Source organism: Allokutzneria sp. A3M-2-11 16, assembly GCF_024213555.1.
Lineage (GTDB): Bacteria > Actinomycetota > Actinomycetes > Mycobacteriales > Pseudonocardiaceae > Allokutzneria.
Genome location: NZ_JANAVO010000001.1, coordinates 2791718 through 2817856, shown reverse-complemented (window position 1 = coordinate 2817856; position 26139 = coordinate 2791718). Strand labels below are relative to the sequence as shown.

The 26139-nt window shown below is 69.7% G+C and carries 26 protein-coding genes; 13 read left to right on the top strand and 13 right to left on the bottom strand.

The window, feature by feature from the left end:
* The first annotated feature begins 131 nt into the window (after nt 1–131).
* Nucleotides 132–1313 (top strand): hypothetical protein, encoded by a 1182-nt coding sequence (locus tag NLX83_RS14105; protein ID WP_374118761.1) that lies wholly within the window; start codon nt 132–134, stop codon nt 1311–1313.
* 76 nt (nt 1314–1389) lie between these two features.
* Here the strand turns inward: NLX83_RS14105 and NLX83_RS14100 are convergent, their stop codons facing one another.
* The 6 genes from NLX83_RS14100 to NLX83_RS14075 all read right to left on the bottom strand — a co-directional run bounded on the left by NLX83_RS14100 (nt 1390) and on the right by NLX83_RS14075 (nt 8503).
* Nucleotides 1390–2670, bottom strand: a complete 1281-nt coding sequence (locus NLX83_RS14100) for a thymidine phosphorylase (RefSeq protein WP_254235281.1) — start codon at nt 2668–2670, stop codon at nt 1390–1392.
* Complete coding sequence (locus tag NLX83_RS14095; protein ID WP_254235280.1) at nt 2663–3067, bottom strand: cytidine deaminase; 405 nt, start codon at nt 3065–3067, stop codon at nt 2663–2665. The genes NLX83_RS14100 and NLX83_RS14095 overlap by 8 nt, the downstream gene beginning before the upstream one ends.
* A gap of 211 nt (nt 3068–3278) precedes the next feature.
* The gene (locus tag NLX83_RS14090) at nt 3279–4550 is read right to left on the bottom strand and encodes an ABC transporter permease (RefSeq protein ID WP_254235279.1); all 1272 of its coding nucleotides are present in this window, start codon (nt 4548–4550) and stop codon (nt 3279–3281) included.
* Complete coding sequence (locus NLX83_RS14085; RefSeq protein WP_254235278.1) at nt 4547–5668, bottom strand: ABC transporter permease; 1122 nt, start codon at nt 5666–5668, stop codon at nt 4547–4549. Before NLX83_RS14085 ends, NLX83_RS14090 begins: the two co-directional genes overlap by 4 nt.
* A complete protein-coding gene (locus NLX83_RS14080) occupies nt 5665–7233 on the bottom strand; it encodes an ABC transporter ATP-binding protein (RefSeq protein WP_254235277.1) in 1569 nt (522 codons plus the stop codon). Before NLX83_RS14080 ends, NLX83_RS14085 begins: the two co-directional genes overlap by 4 nt.
* Nucleotides 7234–7366: 133 nt before the next feature.
* A complete protein-coding gene (locus tag NLX83_RS14075; protein ID WP_254235276.1) occupies nt 7367–8503 on the bottom strand; it encodes a BMP family lipoprotein in 1137 nt (378 codons plus the stop codon).
* A gap of 515 nt (nt 8504–9018) precedes the next feature.
* Here NLX83_RS14075 and sdhC point away from each other — a divergent pair.
* The 5 genes from sdhC (at nt 9019) to NLX83_RS14050 (ending at nt 13201) form a co-directional block, all read left to right on the top strand.
* On the top strand, nt 9019–9453 hold the full coding sequence (gene sdhC / locus NLX83_RS14070; protein WP_254235275.1) for a succinate dehydrogenase, cytochrome b556 subunit: 435 nt from the start codon (nt 9019–9021) through the stop codon (nt 9451–9453).
* Entirely contained in the window at nt 9453–9872 is a 420-nt protein-coding gene (gene sdhD, locus NLX83_RS14065) for a succinate dehydrogenase, hydrophobic membrane anchor protein (protein WP_254235274.1), read from the top strand. Before sdhC ends, sdhD begins: the two co-directional genes overlap by 1 nt.
* A gap of 22 nt (nt 9873–9894) precedes the next feature.
* Nucleotides 9895–11646: a succinate dehydrogenase flavoprotein subunit gene (gene sdhA / locus NLX83_RS14060; RefSeq protein WP_254235273.1), complete on the top strand. Its 1752-nt coding sequence runs from the start codon at nt 9895–9897 to the stop codon at nt 11644–11646.
* Nucleotides 11646–12461, top strand: a complete 816-nt coding sequence (locus NLX83_RS14055) for a succinate dehydrogenase iron-sulfur subunit (protein ID WP_254235272.1) — start codon at nt 11646–11648, stop codon at nt 12459–12461. Before sdhA ends, NLX83_RS14055 begins: the two co-directional genes overlap by 1 nt.
* A 122-nt stretch (nt 12462–12583) precedes the next feature.
* Nucleotides 12584–13201: a GNAT family N-acetyltransferase gene (locus NLX83_RS14050; protein ID WP_254235271.1), complete on the top strand. Its 618-nt coding sequence runs from the start codon at nt 12584–12586 to the stop codon at nt 13199–13201.
* A 2-nt stretch (nt 13202–13203) separates the two neighbouring features.
* On the opposite strand, the gene NLX83_RS14045 is transcribed toward NLX83_RS14050, so the two are convergent.
* Nucleotides 13204–13551: a hypothetical protein gene (locus tag NLX83_RS14045; protein WP_254235270.1), complete on the bottom strand. Its 348-nt coding sequence runs from the start codon at nt 13549–13551 to the stop codon at nt 13204–13206.
* A gap of 26 nt (nt 13552–13577) precedes the next feature.
* The gene (locus tag NLX83_RS14040) at nt 13578–13823 is read right to left on the bottom strand and encodes an SCO4848 family membrane protein (RefSeq protein ID WP_254235269.1); all 246 of its coding nucleotides are present in this window, start codon (nt 13821–13823) and stop codon (nt 13578–13580) included.
* Nucleotides 13824–13883: 60 nt separating this feature from the next.
* On the opposite strand from NLX83_RS14040, the gene NLX83_RS14035 reads away from it, so the two are divergent.
* From NLX83_RS14035 to NLX83_RS14010, 6 genes are all read left to right on the top strand, one after another.
* Complete coding sequence (locus NLX83_RS14035; protein WP_254235268.1) at nt 13884–15143, top strand: D-alanyl-D-alanine carboxypeptidase family protein; 1260 nt, start codon at nt 13884–13886, stop codon at nt 15141–15143.
* A gap of 75 nt (nt 15144–15218) precedes the next feature.
* Entirely contained in the window at nt 15219–16469 is a 1251-nt protein-coding gene (locus NLX83_RS14030; protein ID WP_254235267.1) for a D-alanyl-D-alanine carboxypeptidase family protein, read from the top strand.
* A 148-nt stretch (nt 16470–16617) separates the two neighbouring features.
* Complete coding sequence (locus NLX83_RS14025) at nt 16618–17004, top strand: hypothetical protein (protein ID WP_254235266.1); 387 nt, start codon at nt 16618–16620, stop codon at nt 17002–17004.
* A gap of 20 nt (nt 17005–17024) precedes the next feature.
* Nucleotides 17025–17603 carry a DUF3558 domain-containing protein gene (locus NLX83_RS14020; RefSeq protein ID WP_254235265.1) on the top strand — a complete coding sequence of 193 codons (579 nt, stop codon included), beginning with the start codon at nt 17025–17027 and terminating at the stop codon, nt 17601–17603.
* A gap of 16 nt (nt 17604–17619) precedes the next feature.
* Nucleotides 17620–18705, top strand: a complete 1086-nt coding sequence (locus NLX83_RS14015; protein WP_254235264.1) for a hypothetical protein — start codon at nt 17620–17622, stop codon at nt 18703–18705.
* A 2-nt stretch (nt 18706–18707) separates the two neighbouring features.
* Nucleotides 18708–19430, top strand: coding sequence for an ESX secretion-associated protein EspG (locus tag NLX83_RS14010; protein WP_254235263.1), 723 nt, complete (start codon nt 18708–18710; stop codon nt 19428–19430).
* Here NLX83_RS14010 and NLX83_RS14005 read toward each other — a convergent pair.
* The 4 genes from NLX83_RS14005 to NLX83_RS13990 all read right to left on the bottom strand — a co-directional run bounded on the left by NLX83_RS14005 (nt 19405) and on the right by NLX83_RS13990 (nt 24469).
* Nucleotides 19405–20427, bottom strand: a complete 1023-nt coding sequence (locus NLX83_RS14005) for a YhjD/YihY/BrkB family envelope integrity protein (RefSeq protein WP_254235262.1) — start codon at nt 20425–20427, stop codon at nt 19405–19407. The genes NLX83_RS14010 and NLX83_RS14005 overlap by 26 nt on opposite strands.
* 36 nt (nt 20428–20463) lie before the next feature.
* Nucleotides 20464–21498, bottom strand: coding sequence for a tryptophan--tRNA ligase (gene trpS, locus NLX83_RS14000; protein WP_254235261.1), 1035 nt, complete (start codon nt 21496–21498; stop codon nt 20464–20466).
* 22 nt (nt 21499–21520) lie between these two features.
* Nucleotides 21521–21799 (bottom strand): hypothetical protein, encoded by a 279-nt coding sequence (locus NLX83_RS13995; protein WP_254235260.1) that lies wholly within the window; start codon nt 21797–21799, stop codon nt 21521–21523.
* Nucleotides 21800–21967: 168 nt separating this feature from the next.
* On the bottom strand, nt 21968–24469 hold the full coding sequence (locus NLX83_RS13990; protein WP_254235259.1) for a bifunctional FO biosynthesis protein CofGH: 2502 nt from the start codon (nt 24467–24469) through the stop codon (nt 21968–21970).
* 113 nt (nt 24470–24582) lie between these two features.
* On the opposite strand from NLX83_RS13990, the gene NLX83_RS13985 reads away from it, so the two are divergent.
* Nucleotides 24583–25179 carry a hypothetical protein gene (locus NLX83_RS13985; protein WP_254235258.1) on the top strand — a complete coding sequence of 199 codons (597 nt, stop codon included), beginning with the start codon at nt 24583–24585 and terminating at the stop codon, nt 25177–25179.
* A gap of 154 nt (nt 25180–25333) precedes the next feature.
* Here NLX83_RS13985 and NLX83_RS13980 read toward each other — a convergent pair whose 3' ends face one another.
* A complete protein-coding gene (locus tag NLX83_RS13980; protein WP_254235257.1) occupies nt 25334–26137 on the bottom strand; it encodes an exodeoxyribonuclease III in 804 nt (267 codons plus the stop codon).
* Nucleotides 26138–26139 lie beyond the last annotated feature (2 nt).

The window sequence follows — 26139 nt, the reverse complement described above, 5'->3', positions numbered from 1 at the left end:
CTCGGCGGGGTCTCATGGACCACTGATCGGGGGACTGGCTACGCTCGCCATCGTCCTCTCCCCTCCCCATCGGACGAAGGTCACCTGCTGTGAGCGAGAACAACCACACGTCGACGATGTCTTTCGATCGGATGCGGAACATGCTCACCCGCGCCGCGGAGATCCGTGAGAGCGAGCAGCAGCAGATCTTCGACGCGCTGGACGAGATCCACGCCCGGATGTCGCCGCTGGAGTCCCTCGGCGCCGTCCGCAAGCGCATCTCCGAACTGCCGGACCGGACCGAGGTCAGCGTGCTGGCCGAGCGCCTGGACGAGGCCCTCGCGAAGCTCGAGGCCCAGGACGGCGCCATCGCCGGACTCGGCAGGGCGGTCGACGGGCTCGTCGACAAGCTCGCCGTTCCCTTCAGCCAGCTCGACGGGCGCCTCGACGGTGTGTCCGGTCGCATGGAGGGCGTGCACGTCCGGATGGACGGGCTCGAGGACAAGCTCTCGCACATCCACAAGCGGCTCGACGACCTCGACCTGCACCTGGACAAGCAGGACGGCAAGACCGAGGCCGTGCCGAACCTGGTGACGGGTCCGATGCGCGAGCGCCTCGAAGCGCTGGAGACGGTTCTGCGCGGCCGCATCGACGAGGTCGACGAGGGCGTGCACGAGCACCTCGACGGCACCCGCGAGGCCCTGCAGCGCTCGCTCACCGAGAGCACCGACGGCCTGCGCACCGAGGTCGGCCAGGCCCGCACCTCGCTGGAGCAGGCGGTCACCGCGGCCCGCACGTCGCTGGAGGGCTCGGTCGCCGACGCGCGGACCTCGCTGGAGAACTCCGTCGGCGAGACGCACGACGCGCTCCAGGGCCGCTTCGAGGAGGTGCTGGCCCGCCCGGCGGTGGACCACACCGACCAGCTCGACGCGCTTGCCGAGCGCCTGGACGGCGTCAACACCCGCATCGAGGGCGTGGACAACCGGATCGACGGCGTCGAGGGCGACCTGACCTCGAAGCTGGACGACCTGGGCAAGGCCACCGGGCAGTACCTGGACAAGCTGACGGGCGTCGTCGGTGACCGGCCGACCAACGAGACCGTGCTCTCGCTGGTCCGCAAGGCCAACGAGGAGACCGAGCGCCGCAACGCCGCGCAGCTGGACGAGGCCATGGCCACCTTCGCCGAGCTGATCCTCGGTGGCGGCGCGCCGACCCCGCCCCCGCCGCCCGCGCAGCTGCCCCGGCCGCAGCGCCGCGCCCGGCAGCAGAAGGTGAACGGCAAGCCGCGCGGTGACGACAAGGACGCCGAGCTCCCCGAGGAGATCGACGCCTGATCTAGGACCAACCGTCGAAAAGGGGCGCATCCGGACCTTCTGCCGGATGCGCCCCTTTGCTATCCCCTGATGACTGCTATCCCCTGATGACGTCGAGCACCAGGGAGTCGCGGACCGGCGCGGAGCCGGCGACGGTGTAGCTGCCTTCGAGGTCCCGCAGCGCGGCCGGGATCGCGTCCGGGGTGTCGGTGTGCAGCTCCAGCAGCGGTTCGCCCTTGCGGACCTCGTCGCCGGGCTTGGCGAGGCAGAGCACGCCCGCGCCCGCCTGCACCGGGTCCTCCTTGCGCGCCCGGCCCGCGCCCAGCCGCCAGCCCGCCACGCCCACGGAGTAGGCGTCCAGCGTCGCGAGGACACCGTCTTCGGGCGCTTCGACGACGTGCACGTGCTGCGCCCGCGGCAGCTCCGCGTCCGGGTCGCCGCCCTGAGCGGAGATCATCTGCGCCCACGTGTCGTACGCGCCGCCGGAGGCGAGGACCTCGGCGGGATCGGTGGAGATCCCGGCCAGCGACAGCATCTCCCTGGCCAGCGCCACGGTCAGCTCGACGACGTCGGCCGGGCCGCCGCCGCGCAGCACGTCGACGGACTCGGCGACCTCCAGCGCGTTGCCGACCGCGCGGCCGAGGGGGACGGACATGTCGGTGAGCAGCGCGCTGACCTTGAGCCCGTGGTCCACGCCGATGCCGACCAGCGCCTCGGCCAGGCGGCGGGCGTCATCGGCGGACTTCATGAACGCGCCGGAGCCGAACTTCACGTCCAGCACCAGGGCGTCGGCGCCCTCGGCGATCTTCTTGCTCATGATCGAGCTGGCGATCAGCGGGATCGCCTCGACCGTGCCGGTGACATCGCGCAGCGCGTAGAGCTTGCGGTCGGCGGGCGCCAGCCCCTCGGTGGCCGCGCAGACCACCGCGCCGACCTTGGTCAGCTGCTCGGCGATCTCCTCGGTGGTCAGCTGCGCGCGCCAGCCGGGGATCGACTCCAGCTTGTCCAGCGTGCCGCCGGTGTGGCCGAGGCCGCGGCCGGACAGCTGCGGGACCGCGGCCCCGCAGGCGGCGACGAGCGGGGCCAGCGGCAGCGTGATCTTGTCGCCGACGCCGCCGGTGGAGTGCTTGTCCACGGTCGGCCTGTCCACCGAGAGCGACAGGCGCTCGCCGGAGGCGACCATGGCGCGGGTCCAGCGGGCGGTCTCGGCGGACTCCATGCCGTTGAGGAAGATCGCCATGGCGAGCGCGCTCATCTGCTCGTCGGCGACGACGCCCCTGGTGTAGGCGTCGATCACCCAGTCGATCTGCGGATCGGTGAGCCGCTTGCCGTCGCGCTTGGCTCTGATGACGTCCACGGCGGCGAAGTGCTCAGCCATTGGTTCTCCCGGGCAGGTGGTCGGGCCCGAACGCGTCGGGCAGCACGTCCCGCATCGGCAGCACGCCGCGCGGGGTCTCCAGCAGGCAGTCCGGCCCGCCCATCTCGAACAGCAGCTGGCGGCAGCGGCCGCACGGCATCAGCAGGTTCCCGCCCCCGTCGCGCACGGCGACGGCGACGAAGTTCCCGCCACCGGTGAGCCGGAGCTGGCCGACCATGGCGCACTCGGCGCACAGCCCGACCCCGTAGGAGGCGTTCTCGACATTGCAGCCCTGGACCAGCCGCCCGTCGTCACAGATCGCGGCGGAGCCCACCTGCAGCCCGGAGTACGGGCAGTAGGCGGACTTCGCCGCGGTGACGGCGGCGGCGCGCAGGTGTTCCCAATCGACGGCGACCACTACGGCATCCTCGCAAACGAAAGCCGGAAAGTGGTACGCACGCCCCACTTTCGGGCTCAGCTCACGTCGGTCTTCAAGTACGCCCGACCCGCCGCTCCGCGATCGCAAACCGCCCCCAACCCGGGGCGAGCCTCGGGGTTGGGGGCGGTTTGAGACCGTTTTCGGCGGGGTGCGTTGGACTTGAAGACTGTCCAACCTCCGCTGGGACGGGCTAGTGGCCTCGGCCTCTGCGGTACTCGTCACCGTTGGCGGCGGGTGGGCGGAGGCGTTGGGCGGCGACCGCGAGCACGATCAGGGTGACCATGTGCGGCAGGTAGGTGGAGAGCTGGCTGGGCATCTCGTCCACCGAGATGTAGAACAGGTACAGCGCCGCGGTCCCGACGAGCGTGACGCCCGCCGCGACCACCTTCCGGCGCGCGACCAGCCACACCGCGATGGCGATCAGCACCAGCACCGCCGCGTAGAACAGCGCCATCACCGTGGCGCCGCCGCTGCGCAGCTGGAGGCCGTCGACGTAGCCGAACAGCGCCGAACCGCCGAGCAGGCCGGTCGGCCGCCAGTTGCCGAAGATCATCGCGGCGAGGCCGATGTAGCCGCGGCCGCCGGTCTGGCCTTCGAGGTAGCCGGGCTGACCGGGGTTGAGCACCAGCGCGGCGCCGCCGAGGCCCGCGAGGGCACCGGAGATGACCACCGCGGCGTACTTGTGCAGGTAGACGTTGACGCCGAGCGACTCGGCGGCCACCGGGTTCTCCCCGCAGGAGCGCAGGCGCAGGCCGAACCGGCTGCGCCAGAGCACCAGGTAGCTGACCGGGACCAGCAGCAGCGCCAGCATGGTCAGCGGTGAGACACCGGTGACCAGGCCGCGCAGCACGCCCGCGACGTCGGACACGCCGACCCGCTGCATGTTCTCCAGGTCCGCGAGCCAGTCGGAGAGCGGCTGCGCGGAGTACGTGTCGAACTTGGGCACCGCGGGCGATTCCCTCGGGTTGTTCGACACCGGCTGGAACAGCAGCGTGGACAGGTACTTCGTCAGGCCCGCGCCGAGCAGGTTGATCGCCACACCGGAGACGATGTGGTTGACGCCGAAGGTGATCGTGGCGATCGCGTGCACCAGGCCGCCGAGCGCGCCGAAGACCGCGGCCGCGATCAGCGCGGCCCACGGGCCCCACTGGTAGCCGGCCCAGGCCGCGCCCCAGGTGCCCATGATCATCATGCCTTCGAGGCCGATGTTGATCACACCGGCGCGCTCCGCCCACAGGCCGCCGAGCGCGGCGAGCAGGATCGGGATCGCCAGCACCAGCGCGGTCTGCAGGGTGCCGGAGGCGGTCAGCTGCGCCACCCCGGTCAGGTACGAGGCGGCCGACAGCGCGGCGATCACCGCGGCCAGCCAGATCGCGCCCTTCGACCAGCCCGGGACCTTCCGCTTCCGGGACGCGGGCACCGCGCCGCCGTCGACGGGGTCCTTGGAGATCAGCGTGGTCACTCCGCACCTCCACCGGCACTCGTCGCGGCCGGTTGTCTGTCCGCCCCGTTTCCGTTCGTCGTCCCGAGCTGCTGGCCGACCCGCCGTTGCTCGGCGGCCAGCTGCATCCTGCGGACGATCTCGTAGGCCACGACCACGGAGAGCACGATCGCGCCCTGCATGATCGTGACGATCTCCTTGGGCACGCCGATGTTGTCCAGGGCGAGCGCGGAGCGGTCCAGGAACGCCCACAGCAGCGCGCCGAAGGCGATGCCGCCCGCGTGGTTGCGGCCGAGCAGCGCGATCGCGATGCCGCTGAAGCCGTAGCCCTGCGGGAAGTTCTGGGTGAACGTGTGGTCGCGGCCGAGCAGCTCGGGCAGCGCGGTCAGCCCGGCGATCGCGCCGGAGATCAGCATCGCCGCGATGATCATGCGCTTGGCGTTGACGCCGCCCGCGGTTGCCGCGGTGGCGGACTCACCGGAGGCGCGCAGCTCGAAGCCGAACCGGGTGCGGTTCATCAGCACCCAGTAGCCGACGCCCGCGACCACCGACAGCAGGCCGAGGCCGAAGATCGTGCCGGCCGCGCCCAGCGGGATGCCGGGCACGTGGGCCGACTCGGGCAGCTCGCCCGTGGTGAGGCTGTTGGCGCGCAGCTCGCCGAACACGTCCGGCTTCAACAGGAACGCCACCACGCCCAGCGCGATCGCGTTGAGCATGATCGTGGAGATGACCTCGCTGACCCCGCGGTAGGCCTTGAGCAGCGCGGGGATCGCGGCGTAGAGCGCACCGGCGACGATGGCCACCAGCATGATCACCAGGGCGTGCAGGCCGGGCGGCAGCGTGATCGCGCCGCCGACGATCATCGCGGTCACCGCGGCGATCCGGTACTGGCCCTCGACGCCGATGTTGAACAGCTTCATCTGGAAGCCGATCGCCACGGCGAGCGCGATCAGGTAGTAGGTCGCACCACCGTTGATGATGTCGACCGCCGCCGTGCCCTCGCCGACCTCGGCCACCATGGCGCCGAAGGCGGTGAACGGGTTCGCGCCGGAGAGCAGCAGCGCCAGGCCGCACAGCAGCGCGGCGAAGGCGACGGCCAGCACCGGCGGCAGCACGACGGAACGCAGGTTGAGCTTCACTCCTCGTCCCCTTCCCCGGCGGCGCCGGTCATCGCGGAGCCCAGCTGCTCCGGCGTGACGGTGGCCGGGTCGGCGTCGGCCACCAGGCGGCCGCGCAACATCACCTTGATCGTGTCGGACAGGCCGATCAGCTCGTCCAGGTCGGCGGAGATCAGCAGCACCGCCAGGCCCGCCGCGCGCGCGGCGCGGATCTGGTCCCAGATCACCGCCTGGGCGCCGACGTCGACACCGCGGGTCGGGTGCGAGGCGATCAGCAGCTTCGGGTTCCCGGACAGCTCGCGGCCTACCACCAGCTTCTGCTGGTTGCCGCCGGAGAGCGCCGCCGCGGCGACCTCGATGCCCGGGGTGCGGACGTCGAACTCCTCGACGATGCGGCGGGTGTCGGCCTTGGCGCCCTCGATGTCCAGCCAGGCGCCCTTGGCCGTGGGCCTGCGGGTCTGGTAGCCGAGGATGCGGTTGGCCCACAGCGACTGGGTGAGCAGCAGCCCGTGCCGGTGCCGGTCCTCGGGCACGTAGCCGATCCCGGCCTCGCGGCGGGCCAGCGTGCCGAGGCCGGTGAGGTCGGCGCCGCCGAGCCGGATGTGCCCGGCGTCGGCCCTGCGGATGCCCATGATCGTCTCGACCAGCTCGGTCTGGCCGTTGCCCTCGACCCCGGCGATGCCCAGCACCTCACCGGCGCGGACGGTCAGCGAGATGTCGTCGAGCACCGGGCGGTCGGCGCCGAGGCTGCACAGCCGCACGTCCTCGACCACCAGCACGTCCCGGTCGGTGACCGTGGAGTCGCGGGTCTCCGGGCTGGGCAGCTCGCTGCCGACCATCATCTCGGCCAGCTGCCGGGAGCTGATCTTCTTCGGGTCCGCGCTGCCGACGGTGGTGCCGCGGCGGATCACGGTCACGCTGTCGGCGATGTCGCGGACCTCGTCGAGCTTGTGCGAGATGAACAGGAACGTGTAGCCCTGCTCCTTCATCCCGCGCAGGGTCTCGAACAGCTCGTCGACCTCCTGGGGCACCAGCACGGCGGTGGGCTCGTCCAGGATGATGATCTTCGCGCCGCGGTAGAGGACCTTGAGGATCTCCACTCGCTGGCGGTCGGCGACGCCGAGGTCCTCCACCGGCTGGTCCGGGCTGACGTTGAGACCGGTGCGCCCCGCCAGCTCGGCGATCCGCGCGCGGGCCTTGCCGCCGATGCCGTGCAGCGACTCCGCGCCGAGCACGACGTTCTCCAGCACCGTCAGGTTGTCGGCGAGCATGAAGTGCTGGTGCACCATGCCGATCCCGGCGCGGATGGCGTCGGAGGGCGAGCGGAAGTGCACCTGTTCGCCGTTGACCTCGATGGTGCCCTCGTCCGGGTTCTGCATCCCGTAGAGGATCTTCATCAGGGTCGACTTGCCCGCGCCGTTCTCCCCGCACAGGGCGTGCACCTCGCCGGGCGCGACGCTCAGGTGGACATCGGAGTTGGCGACGACGCCGGGGAAGCGTTTGGTGATCCCGGAGAGGCGGACGGCGCAGGCCCCGCCGGTGGGCTGGCCGACACCACCCTCGGCGGCGGCGGTCGGAGTTGTCATCGTGTCAGCTCCGTAGCAGTGGTGAAGGCCCGACGTCGTTGTCGGCTGCCGGTTGTTCGGCGGGTGGCGAGCATAGGGCCCGGAGGGCAGTAACCCCTCCGGGCCCGTAGCTCATATCAGAATCTCGCCGGAATCAGCTGGTCGGCTTGTCCGAAACCTTGATCTGGCCGGAGACGATCTGGGCCTTGTAGCCCTCGAGCACGGCCTGCAGGTCGGCGTCGATCTTGCCGCCCGAGGTCGAGTAGCCGACGCCGCCGACGCTGAAGTCGAAGACCTTCGGCAGCTTGGTCAGGTCGTTCTTGGCCACGGCCAGCAGGTAGTCGAAGACCGCGACGTCGACCCGCTTGAGCATGGAGGAGATGATCACGTCCCTCTCCTGCTCGACGGTCTTCTGGTTGTACTGGTCGGAGTCGACGCCGATGGCCGACACGCCCGCCGTCTTGGCCGCGGTGAACACGCCCTTACCGGAGGCGCCCGCCGCGTGGTAGAGCACGTCGGAGCCGCCGGAGACCAGGCCCTGCGCCGCGGCGTTGCCCTTGGCCGGGTCCTGGAAACCGGTGAAGTCGCCCGCCGGGGTCAGGTACTTCTTGGCGATCTTGATGTCCGGCGCCGCGGCCTTGGCGCCCTGGTAGTAGCCCGCCTCGAACTTCTGGATCAGCGGGGTCTCCACGCCGCCGACGAAGCCGACGTTGCACTTCTTCGACTTGTACGCGGCGATCACGCCGGTGAGGAACGAGCCCTGCTCCTCGGCGAAGACCAGCGGGGTCACGTTGGTCGCGCCCTCGACGGTGGCGTCGACGATCGCGAACTTGGTGTTCGGGAAGCTCGGCGCGACGGCCTTGAGCGCGTCGGCGTAGGCGAAACCGACCGCGATGATCGGGTTCACGCCGTCGGAGGCGAGCTGGCGGATCCGGGTCTGCTTGGCGCTCTCGGCCTCGTTCGGGCCCGCGGAGAGCTCCTTGACGTTCTCCTTCTTCACCCCGAGCTCGGCGACCGCCTTGTCGACCCCAGCGGCGGCGGAGTCGTTGAAGGACGCGTCGCCTCGGCCGCCGATGTCGAAGGCCAGGCCCACCTTCAGGGCGCTGCCGTCGGCCTTCTCGGGGGTCTTCGCGGCGGTGGTGCTGGCCACGGCGGCTGGCGGCTTGGGCGCGAGCTTGCACTCGCTGCCGGAAGCGTTGCCACCGCCGGACGGGGCACCAGAGTCCTTCGCACAACCGGCAAGCGTCAGGGCGGTGGTAACCGCCACGGCCGCCAGAACGGTGCCACGCATACGACGCACGGCGTGTGTCTCCCTCCCTGCTCAGAAGAGCAGCGCAACCCCGGGCGGCGAGCCTGGCCGAACACTTCGGGCCACGGCGGCGTTGCCGGGGAATATCGGACGCGCAACCGTACCCGCCGGTACTGAGAATGCCGCCCCCCGAAGTGGCCGACGTGACCGAATCGTTTGACGCCGGGCCCGGTGAACACGCGCGGTCAACGCCCGGACACGTTTGCGGGCAATTGCCGAACGCGTTTCACGTGGCGCCAAGATCTTCGAATTCGAAACCGCTCGTCCGGCCCAGCACTGATCAACTAAGGCGACGCTAAGTTCCCGGCGACCTCGGCGGACCAGCCTGTCTGCTCGATCACACAGCCCTGTGCCAAGTGGGTCCCGGCGCGCGCTCGGGGCTAGCATTCCCCGAATCGAAGGCTCCGTGACGAACGCCGGAGCCGGGGTCCGTGATTCGGGTATCCCCCTCGGACTGCGGGCCTTCATCCACCAGCGATGTTGGAGGCCAGTCCACCATGGCCAGCACCACCGCCGCGGCGGGGGCGCCCAGCTCCGGGACCAGGTCCCGGGGCGGCGGCAAGCTCTATCGCGGAGACCTGGGAATGTGGTCGTGGGTCGCGCACCGGATCACCGGCGTCCTCACGTTCTTCTTCCTCTTCGTCCACGTGATCGACACCGCGCTGGTGCGCGTCTCCCCCGACGCCTACGACGAGGTCATCTCCCTCTACAAGGAGCCGTTCTTCGTCCTGTTCGAGCTCGGCCTGGTCGCGGCGATCCTGTTCCACGCGCTCAACGGCGTGCGGATCATGCTGGTCGACTTCTGGTCCAAGGGCCCCCGGCTGCAGCGCCCGATGCTCTGGACGATCATCGTCCTGTGGCTGGTCGTGATGATCCCGGGCACCTACTACCTGGTCAGCAAGGCGCTCTCGATGCTGCTCGGAGGTAGCTGATGTCCGCTCCCAACCTCGCGGCGCCGCGCTCCCCGCACCACCAGCAGCGCAAGCCCGCCCGGCGCAGCAACTTCGAGCTGCAGAGCTGGCTGTTCATGCGGATCTCCGGCATGGTGCTGGTCTTCCTGGTGCTGGGCCACCTCTTCATCATGCTGTTCCTCGACGGTGGCGTTCACAAGATCAACTTCGCCTTCGTCGCCGGCCGCTGGGCCTCCCCGTTCTGGCAGGTCTGGGACCTGACGATGCTCTGGCTGGCGGCCATCCACGGCGGCAACGGCCTGCGCACGATCATCAACGACTACGCCCGCCGGGACGGCACCCGCTTCTGGCTGAAGGTCCTGCTGACCGTCTCGATGGTGCTCACCGTCGTGCTCGGGACCTACACGCTGTTCACCTTCAACCCGAACATCGGGCACTGAGCGGGCACGGGGAGAAGAGACGATGCAGTTCCACAAGTACGACGTCGTGATCGTCGGCGCGGGCGGCGCGGGCATGCGCGCGGCGATCGAGTCCGGCCAGCGGGCCCGCACCGCGGTGCTGACCAAGCTCTACCCCACCAGGTCCCACACGGGCGCGGCGCAGGGCGGCATGTGCGCCGCGCTGGCCAACGTGGAGGAGGACAACTGGGAGTGGCACACCTTCGACACGGTCAAGGGCGGTGACTACCTGGTCGACCAGGACGCCGCGGAGATCATGGCGAAGGAGGCCATCGACGCGGTCCTGGACCTGGAGAAGATGGGCCTGCCGTTCAACCGCACCCCCGAGGGCCGGATCGACCAGCGGCGCTTCGGCGGGCACACCCGCAACCACGGCGAGGCCGCCGTGCGCCGGGCCTGCTACGCGGCGGACCGCACCGGGCACATGATCCTCCAGACGCTGTACCAGAACTGCGTCAAGCACGGCATCGAGTTCTTCAACGAGTACTACGTGCTCGACATCTGCATGACCGAGACCGAGAACGGCCCGGTCTGCACCGGCGCGGTCGCGCTGGAACTGGCCACCGGCGAGATCCACGTCTTCCAGGCGAAGGCCGTCGTGTTCGCCACCGGCGGCTTCGGCAAGGTCTTCAAGACCACCTCGAACGCGCACACCCTGACCGGCGACGGCATGGGCATCATCTTCCGCAAGGGCCTGCCGCTGGAGGACATGGAGTTCTACCAGTTCCACCCGACCGGCCTGGCGGGCCTGGGCATCCTGCTCACCGAAGGCGCGCGCGGCGAGGGCGGCATCCTGCGCAACGCCGACGGCGAGCGCTTCATGGAGCGCTACGCCCCGACGATCAAGGACCTGGCGCCGCGCGACATGGTCGCCCGCGCCATGGCCACCGAGGTGCGCGAGGGCCGGGGCGCCGGTCCGCACAAGGACTACGTCTACCTCGACCTGACCCACCTGGGCGCCGAGGTGCTGGACGCGAAGCTGCCGGACATCACCGAGTTCTCCCGCACCTACCTCGGCATCGACCCGGTGACCGAGCAGGTGCCGGTGTACCCGACCGCGCACTACGCCATGGGCGGCATTCCCACCAAGATCAGCGGGGAGGTGTTGCGGGACAACGACAACATCGTCCCGGGCCTCTACGCCGCCGGTGAGTGCGCGTGCGTCTCGGTGCACGGCGCCAACCGCCTCGGCACCAACTCGCTGCTCGACATCAACGTCTTCGGCCGCCGCGCGGGCATCGCCGCCGCGGAGTACGCGCTCGGCCGCGAGCACGTCGACCTGCCGGAGACCCCGGCGGCGCTGGTGGAGTCCATGGTGGAGTCGATGCGTTCGGCGCACGGCGGCGAGCGCGTCGCGGACATCCGCGGCGAGCTGCAGACCACGATGGACCTCAACGCCTCGGTCTACCGCACGGAGGAGACGCTCAAGCAGGCGCTCACCGACGTGCAGGCGCTCAAGGAGCGCTACGCCGGGATCTCCATCCAGGACAAGGGCAAGCGGTTCAACACCGACCTGCTGGAGGCCGTGGAGCTCGGCTTCCTGCTGGAGCTCGCCGAGATCCTGGTGCAGGGCGCGTTGGCCCGCAAGGAATCCCGCGGTGGCCACGCGCGCGAGGACTACCAGGCCCGTGACGACGTGAACTTCCTGCGTCACACCATGGCCTACAAGCACGGTGAGGGTCTGACGGCGGACATCCGCCTCGACTACAAGCCGGTGACCATCACCCGGTACCAGCCCATGGAGCGTAAGTACTGATGACTGCGACTACCGAAGACCCGCTTGCGGGGTCGAGCATCGGCACAGCGGAGGCGTCCTCAGGCGCTAGGGGCGCTCGGCCCCCGGCACCTGAGGGCTCGACGGTCGTCACGGTGAAGCTCTACCGGCTCAACCCGGAGCAGAACAACGGCGAGGCGTACTGGGAGACCTTCGACGTCCCCGCGCTGCCGACCGACCGCGTGCTGAACCTGCTGCACTACGTGAAGTGGTACCTGGACGGCACGCTGACGTTCCGCCGCTCCTGCGCCCACGGCATCTGCGGCTCCGACGCCATGCGCATCAACGGCGTCAACCGGCTCGCCTGCAAGGTCCTGGTCAAGGACCTGATGAAGAAGGGCAAGCAGACCACGATCACCATCGAGCCCATCAAGGGCTTGCCGGTCCACAAGGACCTGCTGGTGGACATGGAGCCGTTCTTCGAGGCTTTCCGCGCCGTGAAGCCGTTCCTCATCAACTACGGCAACGAGCCGTCGAAGGAGCGCATCCAGTCCGCCGCGGACCGCGAGCGCTTCGACGACACCACCAAGTGCATCCTGTGCGCCTGCTGCACGACCTCGTGCCCGGTGTTCTGGAGCGAGGGCTCGTACTTCGGCCCGGCGGCGATCGTCAACGCGCACCGGTTCATCTTCGACAGCCGCGACGAGGCCGCCGAGGAGCGACTGGACATCCTCAACGACGTGGACGGCGTGTGGCGCTGCCGCACGACCTTCAACTGCACGGACGCCTGCCCTCGCGGTATCGAGGTCACCAAGGCGATCCAGGAGGTCAAGCGCGCGCTGTTGTTCCGCCGCTGACCCGCGAAACGGAAACGGGCCGTGACCGCAGTTCCGCGGTGACGGCCCGTTTTTCTATATGTGGATACCGAATTCCTCGCGCCGTAGTTGACCAAGGATTGACTCGGCACTATCGGTGGAGCATGGCCAGCACAGGGGGACTCGTCGTTCGCGCCGCCACCAGAGCGGACCTGCCGAGGATCACGGCTGTCCTCGGCAGGGCATTCCAGGACGACCCGGTCATGGCGTGGATGTTTCCCGGCGACGGGCGCAGGCGCAGGCAGCTGCCGAGGTTCTTCGCGCTGAACGCGCGCGACGAGCACTTCCGGCTCGGCGGCATCGAGGTGGCCGAGCGCGACAGCGTGCTCCAGGGCGCGGGCCTGCACCCGGGCGAGGGCACGTCGCTGGGCGCCGCGCTGCCCGGCGACCTCCTCCTCCGCCTCCGGCTGGCCGTGATCGCCGGTGGGCGCACTTCGGCGGTGCTGAAGGGGTTCGAACTGCTGGAGGCGGCCCGGCCGCGCGACGCGCACTGGTACGGCCGGTTCATCGGCGCCGACCCCGATCGCACGGGGAAGGGGGTCGGCGCCCGGTTGCTCCGTTCGGTGGTCAACCGTTGCGATGCAAAGGGACTACCGCTGTATTTCGAAACCTCGAACCACGATTCGATTCGTTATTTCGAGCGGCTCGGCTGCGAGGTGCACGGCAAGGTCGCCCTGCCCAACGGTCCCGAGCTGATCACGTTCTGGCGGGAGCCGCGCTAGGTCTAGACCCAGAACACGGCGACGCCGGTGTTGAGCACCACAAGCGCGGCGAGCGTCGGCACCAGCCAGCCAGCGAACTTCTCCTTGCGCACGTTCACCGCGACCAGGCCGAGGATCACCAGCAGCACCACCAGCTTCACGCCGACCTTGGCGTGGTTGACCGGCGGCTCGCCCATCTCGGCGATGCCGACCAGGGCCAGGCCGGTGACCAGCTGGAGCAGGCTGCCGTGCAACCAGCCCTTGTTCAGCGGGCCGTCCGGGGCCGTCCTGCGCTGGAGCAGCAGCATGGCGACGAGCACGGCCATGCCGAGCAGGTGCAGGAACACGAGGACGAGGCGGAGGAACTCCACGGTTGATCTCCTGTGGTGGTGGGGAGTCAGTCGGTCTTGCGCGCCGCCCGGTCAGCGCGGAAGCCCCGCCAGCCGATGACGCCGATCACAGTTCCCAGCGCCAGAGACGTGAGAACGAGCACCAAATGCACGGTGAAGAACGTGGTGGGAGCGCCACTGTCGGTGAAGGCCCTGTCGTCCTTGGCGATGTTCACCATGAAGTTCGGCCAGATCAGCCAGGTCCACACCCCGAATGCGAGCAGGAACACCGAGGCGCGGCGGGTGAGCTTCACCAATGAAGTATCCGATGCTTCGCCTACCGCGGGCGGCGCGGGGTGGCTAGCCTGCCTTCCGTGCGTCTCACCGCCCACCGCCTCGCTGCGGCGCTGGTGGTCTCCGTCTGCATGGCCTCGACAGCGGCCGTGCTGAGTCCGGCATGGGCGTCGCCCGCCCACGTCCAGCGGCAGCAGCCCTCGTGCGGCAACCAGAACGTGCCCCCGCCCCCGGTCGACTCCGCGGAGCAGCCTCCGGCTGGCAAGCCCGCTCCGGCCCCGCTCCCGGTCCCGGAGCGGCCCGTCGGCGGCCCACGGCTCGGCGAGTGCGACAACGTGCTGCCGGAGAAGGCCGCCTCGGTCCCCAGCCAGGTCAACGCGGCCTCGTGGATCGTCGCCGACCTGGACACCGGCGCCGTGCTCGCGGCCAACGACCCGCACGCACGGCACCGCCCTGCCTCCGCCATCACCGTGCTCACCGCCATGGCCGCCGTCCAGGAACTGGACATGGACGCCTCGGTCACTGTGACCAAAGAGGACACCGAGCAGGAGGGCGACAAGATCGGCCTCGGCGCGGGCGGCAAGTACACGGTGAAGCAACTGCTGCGCGGCATGCTGCTGGTCGACTCCGCGGTGGACGCGGTGAGCGCGCTGTCCCGCCAGCTCGGCGGCACCGAGGCGACGCTGTCCAAGATGAACGCGCTCGCCGCGCAGATCGGCGCGCTGGACACCCGCGTGGCCACGGCTTCCGGCCGGGACGGCCCCGGGATGAGCAGCTCGGTCTACGACATCGCGCTGATGGTCCGCACGGCCATGCGCAACGAGAACTTCAGCGAGATCACCAGGGCGCGCTCGGCGAACTTCCCGATGACCGGGTCGAAGTCGGCGTTCACCATCACCAACGACAACAAGCTGCTCACCAGCTACAGCGGGGCGATCGGCGGCAAGACCGGCTTCACCGCCAACGCGGGCAACGCGGTCGTCGGCATGGCGTCGAAGTCCGGCCGCCGCCTGGTGACCGTGCTGCTGCGCGCGGAGGCCCGGCCGGTCGCCACCTGGCAGCAGGCCGGGAAGCTGCTCGACTACGGCTTCGCGATGAAGTCCGACGTGAAGCCGGTCGGCCAGCTCGTCGAGCGCGCGCCGGGCACCAGCTCCACCCCGGAGACCCCGGTCCAGGCGGTGCGCGACCCCAACGGTGAAGCGGTGATGGACCCGAGCAGCGCGGCCCCGACCGCCTTCGGCAACGTCGGCGGTCCGCTCACGATCTCGGCGGGGGTGCTGCTCGTCGCCGCTCTGCTGATCTACCTGCAGAAGAAGCGGTCCAGGCGCTCCAGGGCCTGATACGCACCGCGACCGGGTGACTGCGTAGAGCCAACCCGATTATCGGCGCTTGGACGGGGTGGCTAGCCTGCCTGCGTGCGTCTCACCGCTGATCGCCCCGTTGCCGCGCTGGTGATTTCGGTCTGCGCGCTGCTGACCGCAGCCCCCGCGGCGCTCGCGCAGTCGAACCCGGCCAACGCGTGCTCCTACCGCAGCGTGCCCGCGCCGCCGGTGGACACCTCAGAGCGCCCCCCGCCGGGCAAGACCGCCCCCGCCCCGCTGCCCGTGCCGGAGCGCCCGGTCGGCGGCCCCCGCCTGGCCGAGTGCGGTGACGTGCTCCCCGACAAGGCTCCCGCGCTGCCCAAGCAGCTCGTGGCGGCCTCGTGGATCGTCTCCGACCTGGACACCGGGGCCGTGCTCGCGGCGCACGACCCGCACGGCAGGCACCGCCCGGCCTCGACGATCAAGGTGCTCACCGCGCTGACCGCGCTCCAGGAGCTCAGCCCGGAGACCGCGATCACCGCCACCAAGGACGACACCAGCCGCGAGTGCACCTGCGTGCCCCTGGTGACCGGCGGCAAGTACACCGTCCGCCAGCTGGTCCGCGCGATGCTGATGAAGTCCGGCAACGACGCGGCCTACGCCCTGGCCCGCACCATCGGTGGCCCCGGTGGTGTCGAGGAGGGGCTGAAGAAGATGAACGGCGTCGCCCGCGGCCTCGGCGCGCTGGACACCAGGGCGGCGACGCCCAACGGCCTCGACGGGCCCGGGATGAGCACCTCCGCCTACGACATGGCCCTGATCTTCCGCGCCGCCATGCGCAACACCGAGTTCGCCGAGGCCGTGAAGACCCGGCAGATGATCGTCCCCGGCCAGCACGGCAAGCCCGACGTCGACGTCTTCAACGACAACAAGCTGCTGGCCAACTACCCCGGCGCGCTCGGCGGCAAGACCGGCTTCACCGACGACGCCAAGCACACCTACGTCGGCGCCGCCAGCAAGAACGGCCGCCGCCTGGTGACCGTCGTGCTGTTCACCCCGAAGCAGCCGGTGGAGGCGTGGCAGCAGGGCGCCCGGTTGCTCGACTACGGCTTCGCGATGAAGCCCGACGTGAAGCCGGTCGGCCAGCTCGTCGAGCGCGCCCCCGGCGACAACAACGTCGTCACCAACCGCCAGGCCAAGCCGGACGGCACCGCCGACGGCATCGACCCCAGCGCCGCGCCGACCGCCTTCGGCAACGTCGGCGGCCCGCTCACCGCCGTCGCGGGCGTGCTCGGCCTGATGGGACTGTTGCTGTACCTGCGCAAGAAGAAAGCACGGCGCGCACGCGCACGAGCCGCGAGCTAATTCCCCCATTTTGTGCTTTGCGCCCTATCGGCCTAATTCCCGATAGGGCGCTTTGGCGTTCGCCCTAGCTTTCCCGAATTTTGCCACTGTGGCAAAACGTCCCCCGCTAGAGTTTTTTCACTGAAGTCGGCACACGGGGGAGCCGAAGATGGTCGCAGTGCACGACGGCGGAGGTTCCGGCCGCCGCCCACCGCCACCCGCACCACCAGCCCAGACGATCGACGTCGAGCCGCACATGATCCCCGAGCTGGCCGCCACCTTCGCCCACCAGGCCGAGATCCTCAGCAAGGAGATCGAGCGCGCCCGACGTGACCTGAAAATCCAGCAGCCCTGGCTCGGCGACCCGGTCAGCGCGGAAGCCACTCGCCTGTTCAACAAGCACTTCATCGACGATGCCCTGTCGCTGGTCAACGTTCTCACTCAGCTGGTCGGGGAATACAAAGCGCACCGCGCGGCCCTTATAGCCGCCGCGAAGCACTACAACATGACCGAACAAACCAATGCCGCCTTGCTGGAACGAGGTCTCGAACCGTGATTGGGCGACCAGCACTGTTGATGACCTGCCTCGCCCTGCTCGTTTCGGCGACAGCCTGTGGCGGCACTCCACAGGGCGCACCGTCGACCACCGCGACCTCAGTTCCCACCACCACGGGAACGCATCGGCCACTTCCACCCCGCCCGCGCGAGATCTCTCTCAAGGGTGTCGATCCCTGCCAGGTGCTCACAGACCAGCAACTGGCGCAGCTCAGGTACAGCAAGACCCGGTTGCCTGACACGGGCAACCGCCTCGGCGAGGCGCAGTGCAGTGTTGGCAACACATTCGGGTCATCGCCCAACTACGGCTCCCTGATCTCCCTCGTCGTCAACGAGGACATCACCGAGTGGTTCACCCCGGACCGGCAGGCCGGGCTCAGCTCCACCAACAAGATCACCGTCGCCGGTTTCCCAGCTCTTGAGATAACCGGGAAACAGCTCAGGGACGACTGCCAGGTGCTCGTCGACGTCACCAACGGGGAATACCTCGACGTTCTCTCGAACCCCCGCGGCGAACGAGGCACCAGCCCTGAGCCGTACTGCGTCGAAGCGAAACGAGTTGCCGAGCTGGCAATGCAGACACTGCTTGCCCGGAAATAGCCGCTGCGGGGGAACGATGAACTTCGACGTTCGCTGGAAAGGCATTGCGCACCAACAGATCTGGGACTGGGTGCACGCCGGGGGCGGCGCGAAGAGCAGCGTCGCGGCTGAACGAACGCTGGAGTCGATGAACAGCGCCCTCATCAAGTCGGTCGACGCGGTCGCCGGAGCGCTCGGCAGAACCGAAGGCGTGTGGAAGGGCGAGGCGGCGACGAAAGCGACGGCGGGAATGCAGTCGTTGCGGCAGTACACCGATGGTCTTCGGCTGACCAGCTTCACTTCGCGGAACAGCACGATGGGACAGGCGGGGACTTCGGACTGGGCGCGGAAGAACGTGCCGCCCGTGCCGAACGCGGGGCCGAAACCCGTGCAGCCGACGGGAAATCCGGTCGGTGATGTGCTCAAGCAGATCCAGGACTGGCAGCAGCGGGAAGCCGAAGCGCGGAATGCGGAGCGGCGGGCGCAAGAGATCATGGAGCAGCACACGAGCTACACGCGGCAGCGGGTCGCGAGTATGCCCGCGTTGCACCCGGTGCCGAAGATCGTGCTCAACACCGAGATCGCCCCACCTCCGGCACCCCAGGTACCCCCTGGGGCGCCGCGCACGGCGCCGCGAGTGCGTGGTGGCGGATCGGGAGGCTCAGGTGGAGGCCAGCCCACGCCGAATCCGCCTCCCGATGGCGGTGTTCAGCCGGGGCCGCGACCGACACCGACGCACACACCGACTCCCGGGCCGAACCCGATCATCCCGCCGGATCGCAACGAGATCGTCTGGAGCAAGCCAGGAGACGGCTTGCCCAACGGAAGCGGCGGAGGAGGAATCGTCGGTACCGGAGGCGGACTGGTTGGCGAGGGCCCGGGAGGTGGCGGCGGGCATCCGAGTCCGCACATCACGCCGGGCAGAGGGACAACCGGAGCAACAGCAGCGCACGGCGCGACGCCGCGCTCGGCGGGAACGCCTGGGCAGCAAGGGTTTCTGCAACCGGCGAGCGGCGCTCAGCGGGTGGAGGACTCCGAACACCAGCGGAAGTACTGGGTGCCCGGCGGTGATCTCTTCGATGACGAACGGCTCGTCCCGCCGCCGGTCATCGGTGAGGACTGACCGTGGACGTCCGGCTCACCGGGGTGGAGCTCGACGTGCTGTGGGAGTCGGCGTGCCTCGGCGAGCTGCCGCTGGTCCTCGACGTCCCCTCCCCCGGGACGACGCACGCCGAGCGCGCGGAGATCGTGCGGCGGACCTGGGCGGAGCTGACCGAGCGAGGTGTTCCCACGGCGGCGGTGCAGGGGTGGCTGCGAACGCTCGCGATCGGACGCCGTGCACTGGAACTGCGGGCGTGGCTGGACGGGGAAGTCCGCGCGCTGTTCAGTTCCGAAGGGGACAACGCCGTCCTCGCGGTCCTGTCGCACGGCGGCTGTGCTCTGCGGTCGCTTCCACCCGCCGATCCGGCCGGGCGAATGGTGGCGGTGCTCCCGGAAGCACCGGCGGGGCGCGGTGTCTCCGTGAGCGTGCCGATCGCGAGCTTTGAAGCGGCGGGGCGCAGCTACCGCGGGACGGACATCGCGGAGGCGTTGATCCGCGACGGGCTGCCGAGCACCGATGCGCGCGTGCTCGTGTCGATGTGCGAAGGCGTCACCCGAAGGGGGCAGTTCTGCGCGACGTGGCGGACTTCACACGGCAGCCGTGAGCGAGCGGCGCGCGTCGTGGGCTTCCACGACAACGACTCCGGCCGTTATCTCACCCTGAAACGCGGCGACTACCTCACCGTGGCTCCCGCTGACTCCGTGGTGCTGGCGCGCGAGCTCAACGACCTGTTCGCCGGAACCTGAGCAGCCTGCCCAGCAACAGACCGACGCCGAGCAGGCCGACAGCCGCCCTCGGGCTCGGGCGGCCGTGGACCTCAACGATCGGCTGGATGACCGCGGGCGCCGGGGTCGCCTTCTCCACCGGCGCGGGCGCGTTGTCCCGGGCGGTCGCCGTCCAAGCGGCCGAGAACACCAGCAGGCGAGCCACCAGGTTCACGAAGATGAACAGACCGAGGATGGAGCCGAACACCGCGCCGGTCGTGGACTTGGTGACCTGGCTGAGGTACAGCGCACCGGCCTGTTTGAGGAGTTCGAAGCCGATGGCGCCGAAGATCGCGCCACGCATCGCGCTGCGCCAGGTCACTGGTTTACGGGGCAGCTTCGCCAGCACCCACAGGAACACCAGCCAGTTCGCGCCCAGGGACAGCACGATGCTCAGCGCCCGGATCGACGCCTGCGCCCAGCCCTGGTCCGCGAGGCCCACCCAACCGAGCACCGTCTCCGCCATGCCGCTGCCCGCGACGGTGATACCGATGGAGATGAGCAGCGCGACGCCGAGGCTGACCAGCGCCAGCAGGTCCTTCAGGATCGTGCGCAGGAACGGCAGCTCCGGCCGCGCTAGCCCCCACTGCGCGGTCAGCGCGTCGCGAAGGCTGACCATCCAGCTGTAGCCCGAGTACAGGGCGACGACGAAACCGAAGTAGCCCACTGTCCGGCGCTCGGCCAGCACGGTGTTGAGGATGCCGTCCACGGAACTGTCCGCCCCGCGGGGCAGAGCCGCGACGATCTCCGCCTTGAACTGCGCCAGCAGCACCGCGTCGCCTTCGAGGATCACGCCCGCGACGGAAAAGGCGACCATGAGCAGCGGCACGATCGCGAGGATCGAGAAGTACGTGATCGCCGCCGCGTAGTGGTCGCCGTAGTTGTCCATGTAGCGACCGCCGGAGCGGATGAGGTGGTCGAACCAGCGGTGCTGTTTCCGCTTGCGCTCGAACCAGGAAGGCTTCGCCTGTTCAGCCACTACCGGAAGTTACCGCGACGGTGTGCCGCCCGCAGATCAGCTCGCGGGAGGGAGGAAACCGATCCGCTTGTAGACGGCCTCCAATGTCCTGGAAGCCACCTCACGCGCACGCTCGGCGCCGCCCAGCAGGATCTTGTCCAACTCGGCCGGATCGTCCAGGTAACCGCGGACCTTCTCGCGCACCGGAGTGACGAAGTCCGTGACCACCTCGGCCAAGTCCTTCTTCAGATCGCCGTAACCCCTGCCTTCGTACGCCTGCTCCAGCTCGGAGACCGCGCGCCCGGTCAGCGCCGAGTAGATCACCAGGAGGTTGCTGATCCCCGGCTTCTTCTCGGTGTCGTAGCGGATCTCGCGCTCCAGGTCGGTCACGGCCGACCGGATCTTCTTCGCGCTGGCCTTGGGCTCGTCCAGCAGCTCGACCACACCCGCGGGCACCGACTTGCTCATCTTCGAGGTCGGGTCCTGGAGGTCGTAGATCTTGGCGGTGTCCTTGACGATGTAGGCCTCGGGCAGCACGAACGTCTTGCCGTAGCGGGAGTTGAACCGCTGCGCCAGGTCCCTGGTCAGCTCGAGGTGCTGCCGCTGGTCCTCGCCGACCGGCACCTCGTTCGCCCGGTACACCAGGATGTCCGCGGCCTGGAGGATCGGGTAGGTGAACAGGCCGACGCTGACCCGGTCCGCGGCCTGACGGGCGGACTTGTCCTTGAACTGGGTCATCCTGCTGGCCTCGCCGAACCCGGCCAGGCACTGCATCACCCAACCCAGCTGCGCGTGCTCGGGCACGTGGCTCTGCACGAACAACGTGGAGCGGGCCGGATCGATGCCCAGGGCCAGCAGCTGGGCCGCGGAGACCCTGGTGCGCTGGCGGAGCTGCTTCGGGTCCTGCTCGACGGTGATCGCGTGCAGGTCGACCACGCAGTAGAACGCCTCGTGGGTGTCCTGCATGGCGACCCACTGCCGCAACGCGCCCAGGTAGTTGCCGAGGTGGAACGAGTCGGCGGTCGGCTGGATGCCGGAGAGCACCCTCGGCCGACGGGCGGCCTGGTCCTGGGTCTGCGTCGGGCTTGCCACGGAAGGATTCTCGCAGAACCGCTCAGCGGGGAACGGCGGATCCCACCATCTCGGGCTCGCGGAGCTCGTTGGCCGGGTCGATGACCGCCACGTTCTTCTTGCGGCGGACGATGCCCAGCAGCAGGCCACCGATGCCGAGGCCGACAGCGGTGATCGGCACCAGGCTCGCGGAGAGACCGGGTGCGGCCAGGCTCATCTGCGCCCCCTGGGCGGACGCGTTGCCCGCGGTGAGGACGCCGACCAGCGCGGCGGCGGGCACGGTGGACAAACGCGCTGCACGTCGAGCGATCCGGCTGCGCAACTCAAGTGCCTCCTTGACGGAGGTTCCCCGCCCTTGTGGGGGAAACCACGGACACGGCCGAGAAACTACCCAACGCGCCGCCCCGGGTGGAGAGGTGTCAGGCAACGCGTTGGTAACGGCGGCTGAGCGTAGCGGTCACGGTTTGAGGGCGTGTCACCCCCATTTGGATCATGAATGCAGATACGTGGTGGTACGCTCCCGCGCCCTCCGGCCGACCGAGGCCGCGATCCGCTCCAGCTGCTCGACCGTGCGCGCCGACCCGTGCTCCGAGCCGGCCATCCGGCTGATCGTCTCCTCCATCAGCGTCCCGCCGAGGTCGTTCGCGCCGCCGTTGAGCATGTGCGCGGTGCCCTCGTCGCCGAGCTTGACCCACGAGCACTGGATGTTGGGGATGCGGCCGTGCAGGGCGAGCCGCGCCATGGCGTGCACGGCCCGGTTGTCCCGCAGCGTCGGCCCGGGGCGAGCCAGGCCCGCGAGGTAGATCGGCGCGCTGCGGTGCACGAACGGCAGCGGCACGAACTCGGTGAACCCGCCGGTCTCATCTTGAATCCTGGCCAGCGTGCGCAGGTGTCCCAGCCAGTGCCCGGGATGGTCGACGTGGCCGTACATCATCGTGGAGCTGGACCGGATGCCCAGCCGGTGCGCCGTGCTGACGACCTCGATCCAGGTCTTCGCGGGCAGCTTGCCCTTGGTCAGCACCCAGCGGACCTCGTCGTCAAGGATCTCCGCCGCCGTGCCCGGAATCGTGTCCAGCCCCGCGTCGCGCAGCTCGGTCAGCCACTCCTCGACGCTGACCCCGGCCTTCGACGCGCCGCTGACGATCTCCATGGGGCTGAAGGCGTGCACGTGCATCCCCGGAACCCTGGCCTTGATGGCGCGCACCAGGTCCGCGTAGCCCGTCACCGGCAACCTGGGGTCGATGCCGCCTTGGATGCAGACCTCGGTGGCTCCGGCCTCGTGCGCCTCCTGCGCGCGGTCGGCGACCTCCTCCGCGGAGAGCCGGTAGGCGTCGGCGTCGCGCTCGCGCTGGGCGAACGCGCAGAACCGGCAGCCGACGTAGCAGACGTTGGAGAAGTTGATGTTCCGGTTCACCACGTAGGTGACGTCGTCCCCGACAACGCTCGCGCGGAGCTGATCGGCGAGCTTCGTCAGCTCCTCCAGCGCAGGCCCCTCGGCGGTGAACAACGCAAGCGCCGCAACGGAATTCGCTTCGTCGAGCAATGCCGCGGGATCGGACTCCGCGATCTTGAGCCCGGCGCGCACGTCCCCGTCGAGCCGCTCGGGCGCGGCGATGACGGGCAGCTCGTTCCAGTCCCCGTAGACACTGTCGAAGTCCGCGCGACGATCCTGCGTGCGGCCCTCGGTGTCGATGCTGGCGTGCAGATCAGTGCGACCGGTGGACTCCAATCCGCCGTCCGGCTCCTGCCAGTCGCTGCCGACCGGGATCGCTCCAGCGCGCACGAGCCCGTCCGATTCCGCAAGCGCGCCAACGTGTCCGGCGACGCGCAGGTCGATCCACGGCGCGCCCGCCCTGACATAACGCGGGTAGACCGTGAGCCGCTCTTTCAGCTCGAACCCGGCAGCGGCGGTACGCGAGGCGAGCGAGTCGATGTGCGGCCACGGCCGCTCGGGGTTGACGTGGTCCGGAGTGATCGGCGAAACTCCGCCCCAGTCGTCGATCCCCGCGCGCAGCAACAGTTCGTGCTCATCACCGATGAGGTTCGGCGGCGCCTGCACGCTGACCCCGGGGCTGAGCAGCAGGCGTGCGACGGCCACGGTCGCGGCCAGCTCGTGCAGGTCGGCGTCTGGCATCCCGCGCATCGCCGTGTCCGGCTTGGCGCGGAAGTTCTGCACGATGACTTCCTGGATGTGGCCGTACTGGCGCGCGCTCTGCCGGATCGCCAGCAGCGACTCCGCGCGCTCGGTCAGGTTCTCCCCGATGCCGATGAGAATGCCCGTGGTGAACGGAACTCCGACGCGCCCGGCGTCGGTGAGCACCTGGAGCCGCACCGCGGGTTCCTTGTCCGGGCTGCCGAAGTGCGGCCCGCCCGGCTCGCTCCACAACCGGGTCGCGGTGGTCTCCAGCATCATGCCCATGCTCGGCGAGACCGGCTTGAGTCGCTGGAACTCCTCCCAGCTCAGCACTCCCGGGTTGAGGTGGGGCAGCAGCCCGGTCTCTTCGAGCACGGCGATCGCCACCGAGCGCAGATAGTCCACAGTGGACGAATAGCCGCGCGCGTCGAGCCACTCGCGCGCCTGCGGCCACCGCTCCTCCGGGCGGTCCCCGAGCGTGAACAGCGCCTCCTTGCAGCCCGCCGCGGCACCCTCGCGGGCGATCGCGAGCACCTCGTCGCGCTCCAGGAAGGCGGCGGGCACGCGGTGCGGGACGGTGGCGAAGGTGCAGTAGTGGCAGCGGTCCCGGCAGAGCCGGGTGAGCGGGATGAAGACCTTGCGGCTGTAGGTGACCACACCCGCGCGCCCCTCGGCCGCGAGGTGCGCGTCGCGGACGGTACCCGCCGCGGCCAGCAGCTCGTCCAGGTGCTCGCCGCGCGCCGAGAGCAGCACCGTGGCTTCGGTGACATCGAGGGTGGCGCCGTCCCGGGCCCTGCGCAGGGCTCGGCGCACGGCCGCGTCAGAGGGCACCGGCTCGGGCCGCTGAGTTTCGCTCACTTTGACACCCTAGGTGGGCGTTACGCCGATTTACCCTGCGATGATCACCACTTCAGCTCATTCCGGTGCGTCGTCCTCGCCCGGCGGGCATCCCTGGGGCAGAGTCGCGAGATGTGACGGAGACCGCACTTTTCCGCAGACTGGCCAGGGAGACTCCCCGCGGCTGGTCGCGGCTGCGCTTCGAGCTGGACGTGTTCCGGGACGACGTCCGGGACCGCCGCCAGCGGATCGAGCTGACCCGCGAGGGCTGGGTGCGGGTGGCGGACTGGACCGACGGCGACTGGGTGGAGCGGGAGGCGGGCGAGGACCTGCTCGAACCGCGGCTCGGCGTGCCGATGTGGGACAGCTACCACGGGCCGTCGCTGCTGGCACCGCGCGAGCTCGCGGACGGCTTCGGCTGGTCGTGGCCCGGCGAGGACCCGGAGACCCTGCCTGGGCCGTTACGTTTCAAGCACCTCGCGATGATCAGCTCCGGCGGGCGGAAGATGCTCGACGCGGTGGTCCAGCCGACCGACGACTACGACCCGCTCTGCCCGTGCTGCCCGCTGCTGGACGGCGCGCGCGGCCACGTGCAGCAGCCGCCGCACAAACCGGCCAAGCGCTTCACCGTGCGGTTGGACGTGGCGACCGGCGTGTGCGTGATCGCCCGCCCGCTGGACCGGCACGTCGGCTACGGCCACGTCCTGCGCCGCTTCGAGGTCGACCCGTAGGCCGGTCTTCAAGTACAGCGAACCCCACCCGCGGCAACCGAAAACCGCCTCCAACCCCCTCCGGGTGACGAGGTTCGTGGCGGTTGACGACGGTCTTGGCGGGGGTCGGGCGTACGTGAAGACCGTCGAACCCTAGAAGTCGTAGGTAGCCCGTTTAGAAGTCGTAGGTGACTGTGACCGGGGAGTGGTCGGACCAGCGCGCCTCGTAGGTGTCGGCGCGCTCGATGCGAGCTTCCTTGACGCGGTCGGCCAGGCCGGGCGTGGCGATCTGGTAGTCGATGCGCCAGCCGGAGTCGTTGTCGAAGGCCTTGCCGCGGTAGGACCACCACGAGTACGGCCCCGGGCCCTCCGGGTGCACCTTCCGGAAGACGTCGACGTAGCCCGCCTCGTCGAACACGCGGTCCATCCACGCGCGCTCCTCCGGCAGGAAGCCGGACTCCTTCTGGTTGCCCTTCCAGTTCTTCAGGTCGATCTCGCGGTGGGCGATGTTCCAGTCGCCGCACACCACGACCTCGCGCCCCTGCCGCTTCGCCGCGCGCTTGCGCTTCACCAGGTAGGGCAGGAAGGCGTCCATGAAGCGCTCCTTCTCATCCTGGCGCGGCGTGCCCACGTCGCCGCTCGGCAGGTAGAGGCTGGCCGCCGTCAGACCCGGCAGGTCCACCTCGACGTAGCGGCCGCTGTGCTCGAACTCCTTGGCGCCGAAGCCGATCCGCACCGCCTCCGGCTGCTGCCTGGTGAGGATCGAGACGCCGCTGCGCCCCTTCTGGTCGCTGTGGGCGTGCACCACGTGCCAGCCCTCCGGCTCGCGCACCTCGGCGGGCATCTGCCCCGGCTCGGCCCTGACCTCCTGGAGGCAGACCACCTCGGCCGACGTGGCCGCCAGCCACTCGACGAGGCCGTTCTCCTTCTTCGCGGCGGCGCGGATCCCGTTGACGTTCACGGTCGACACAGTCAGCACCC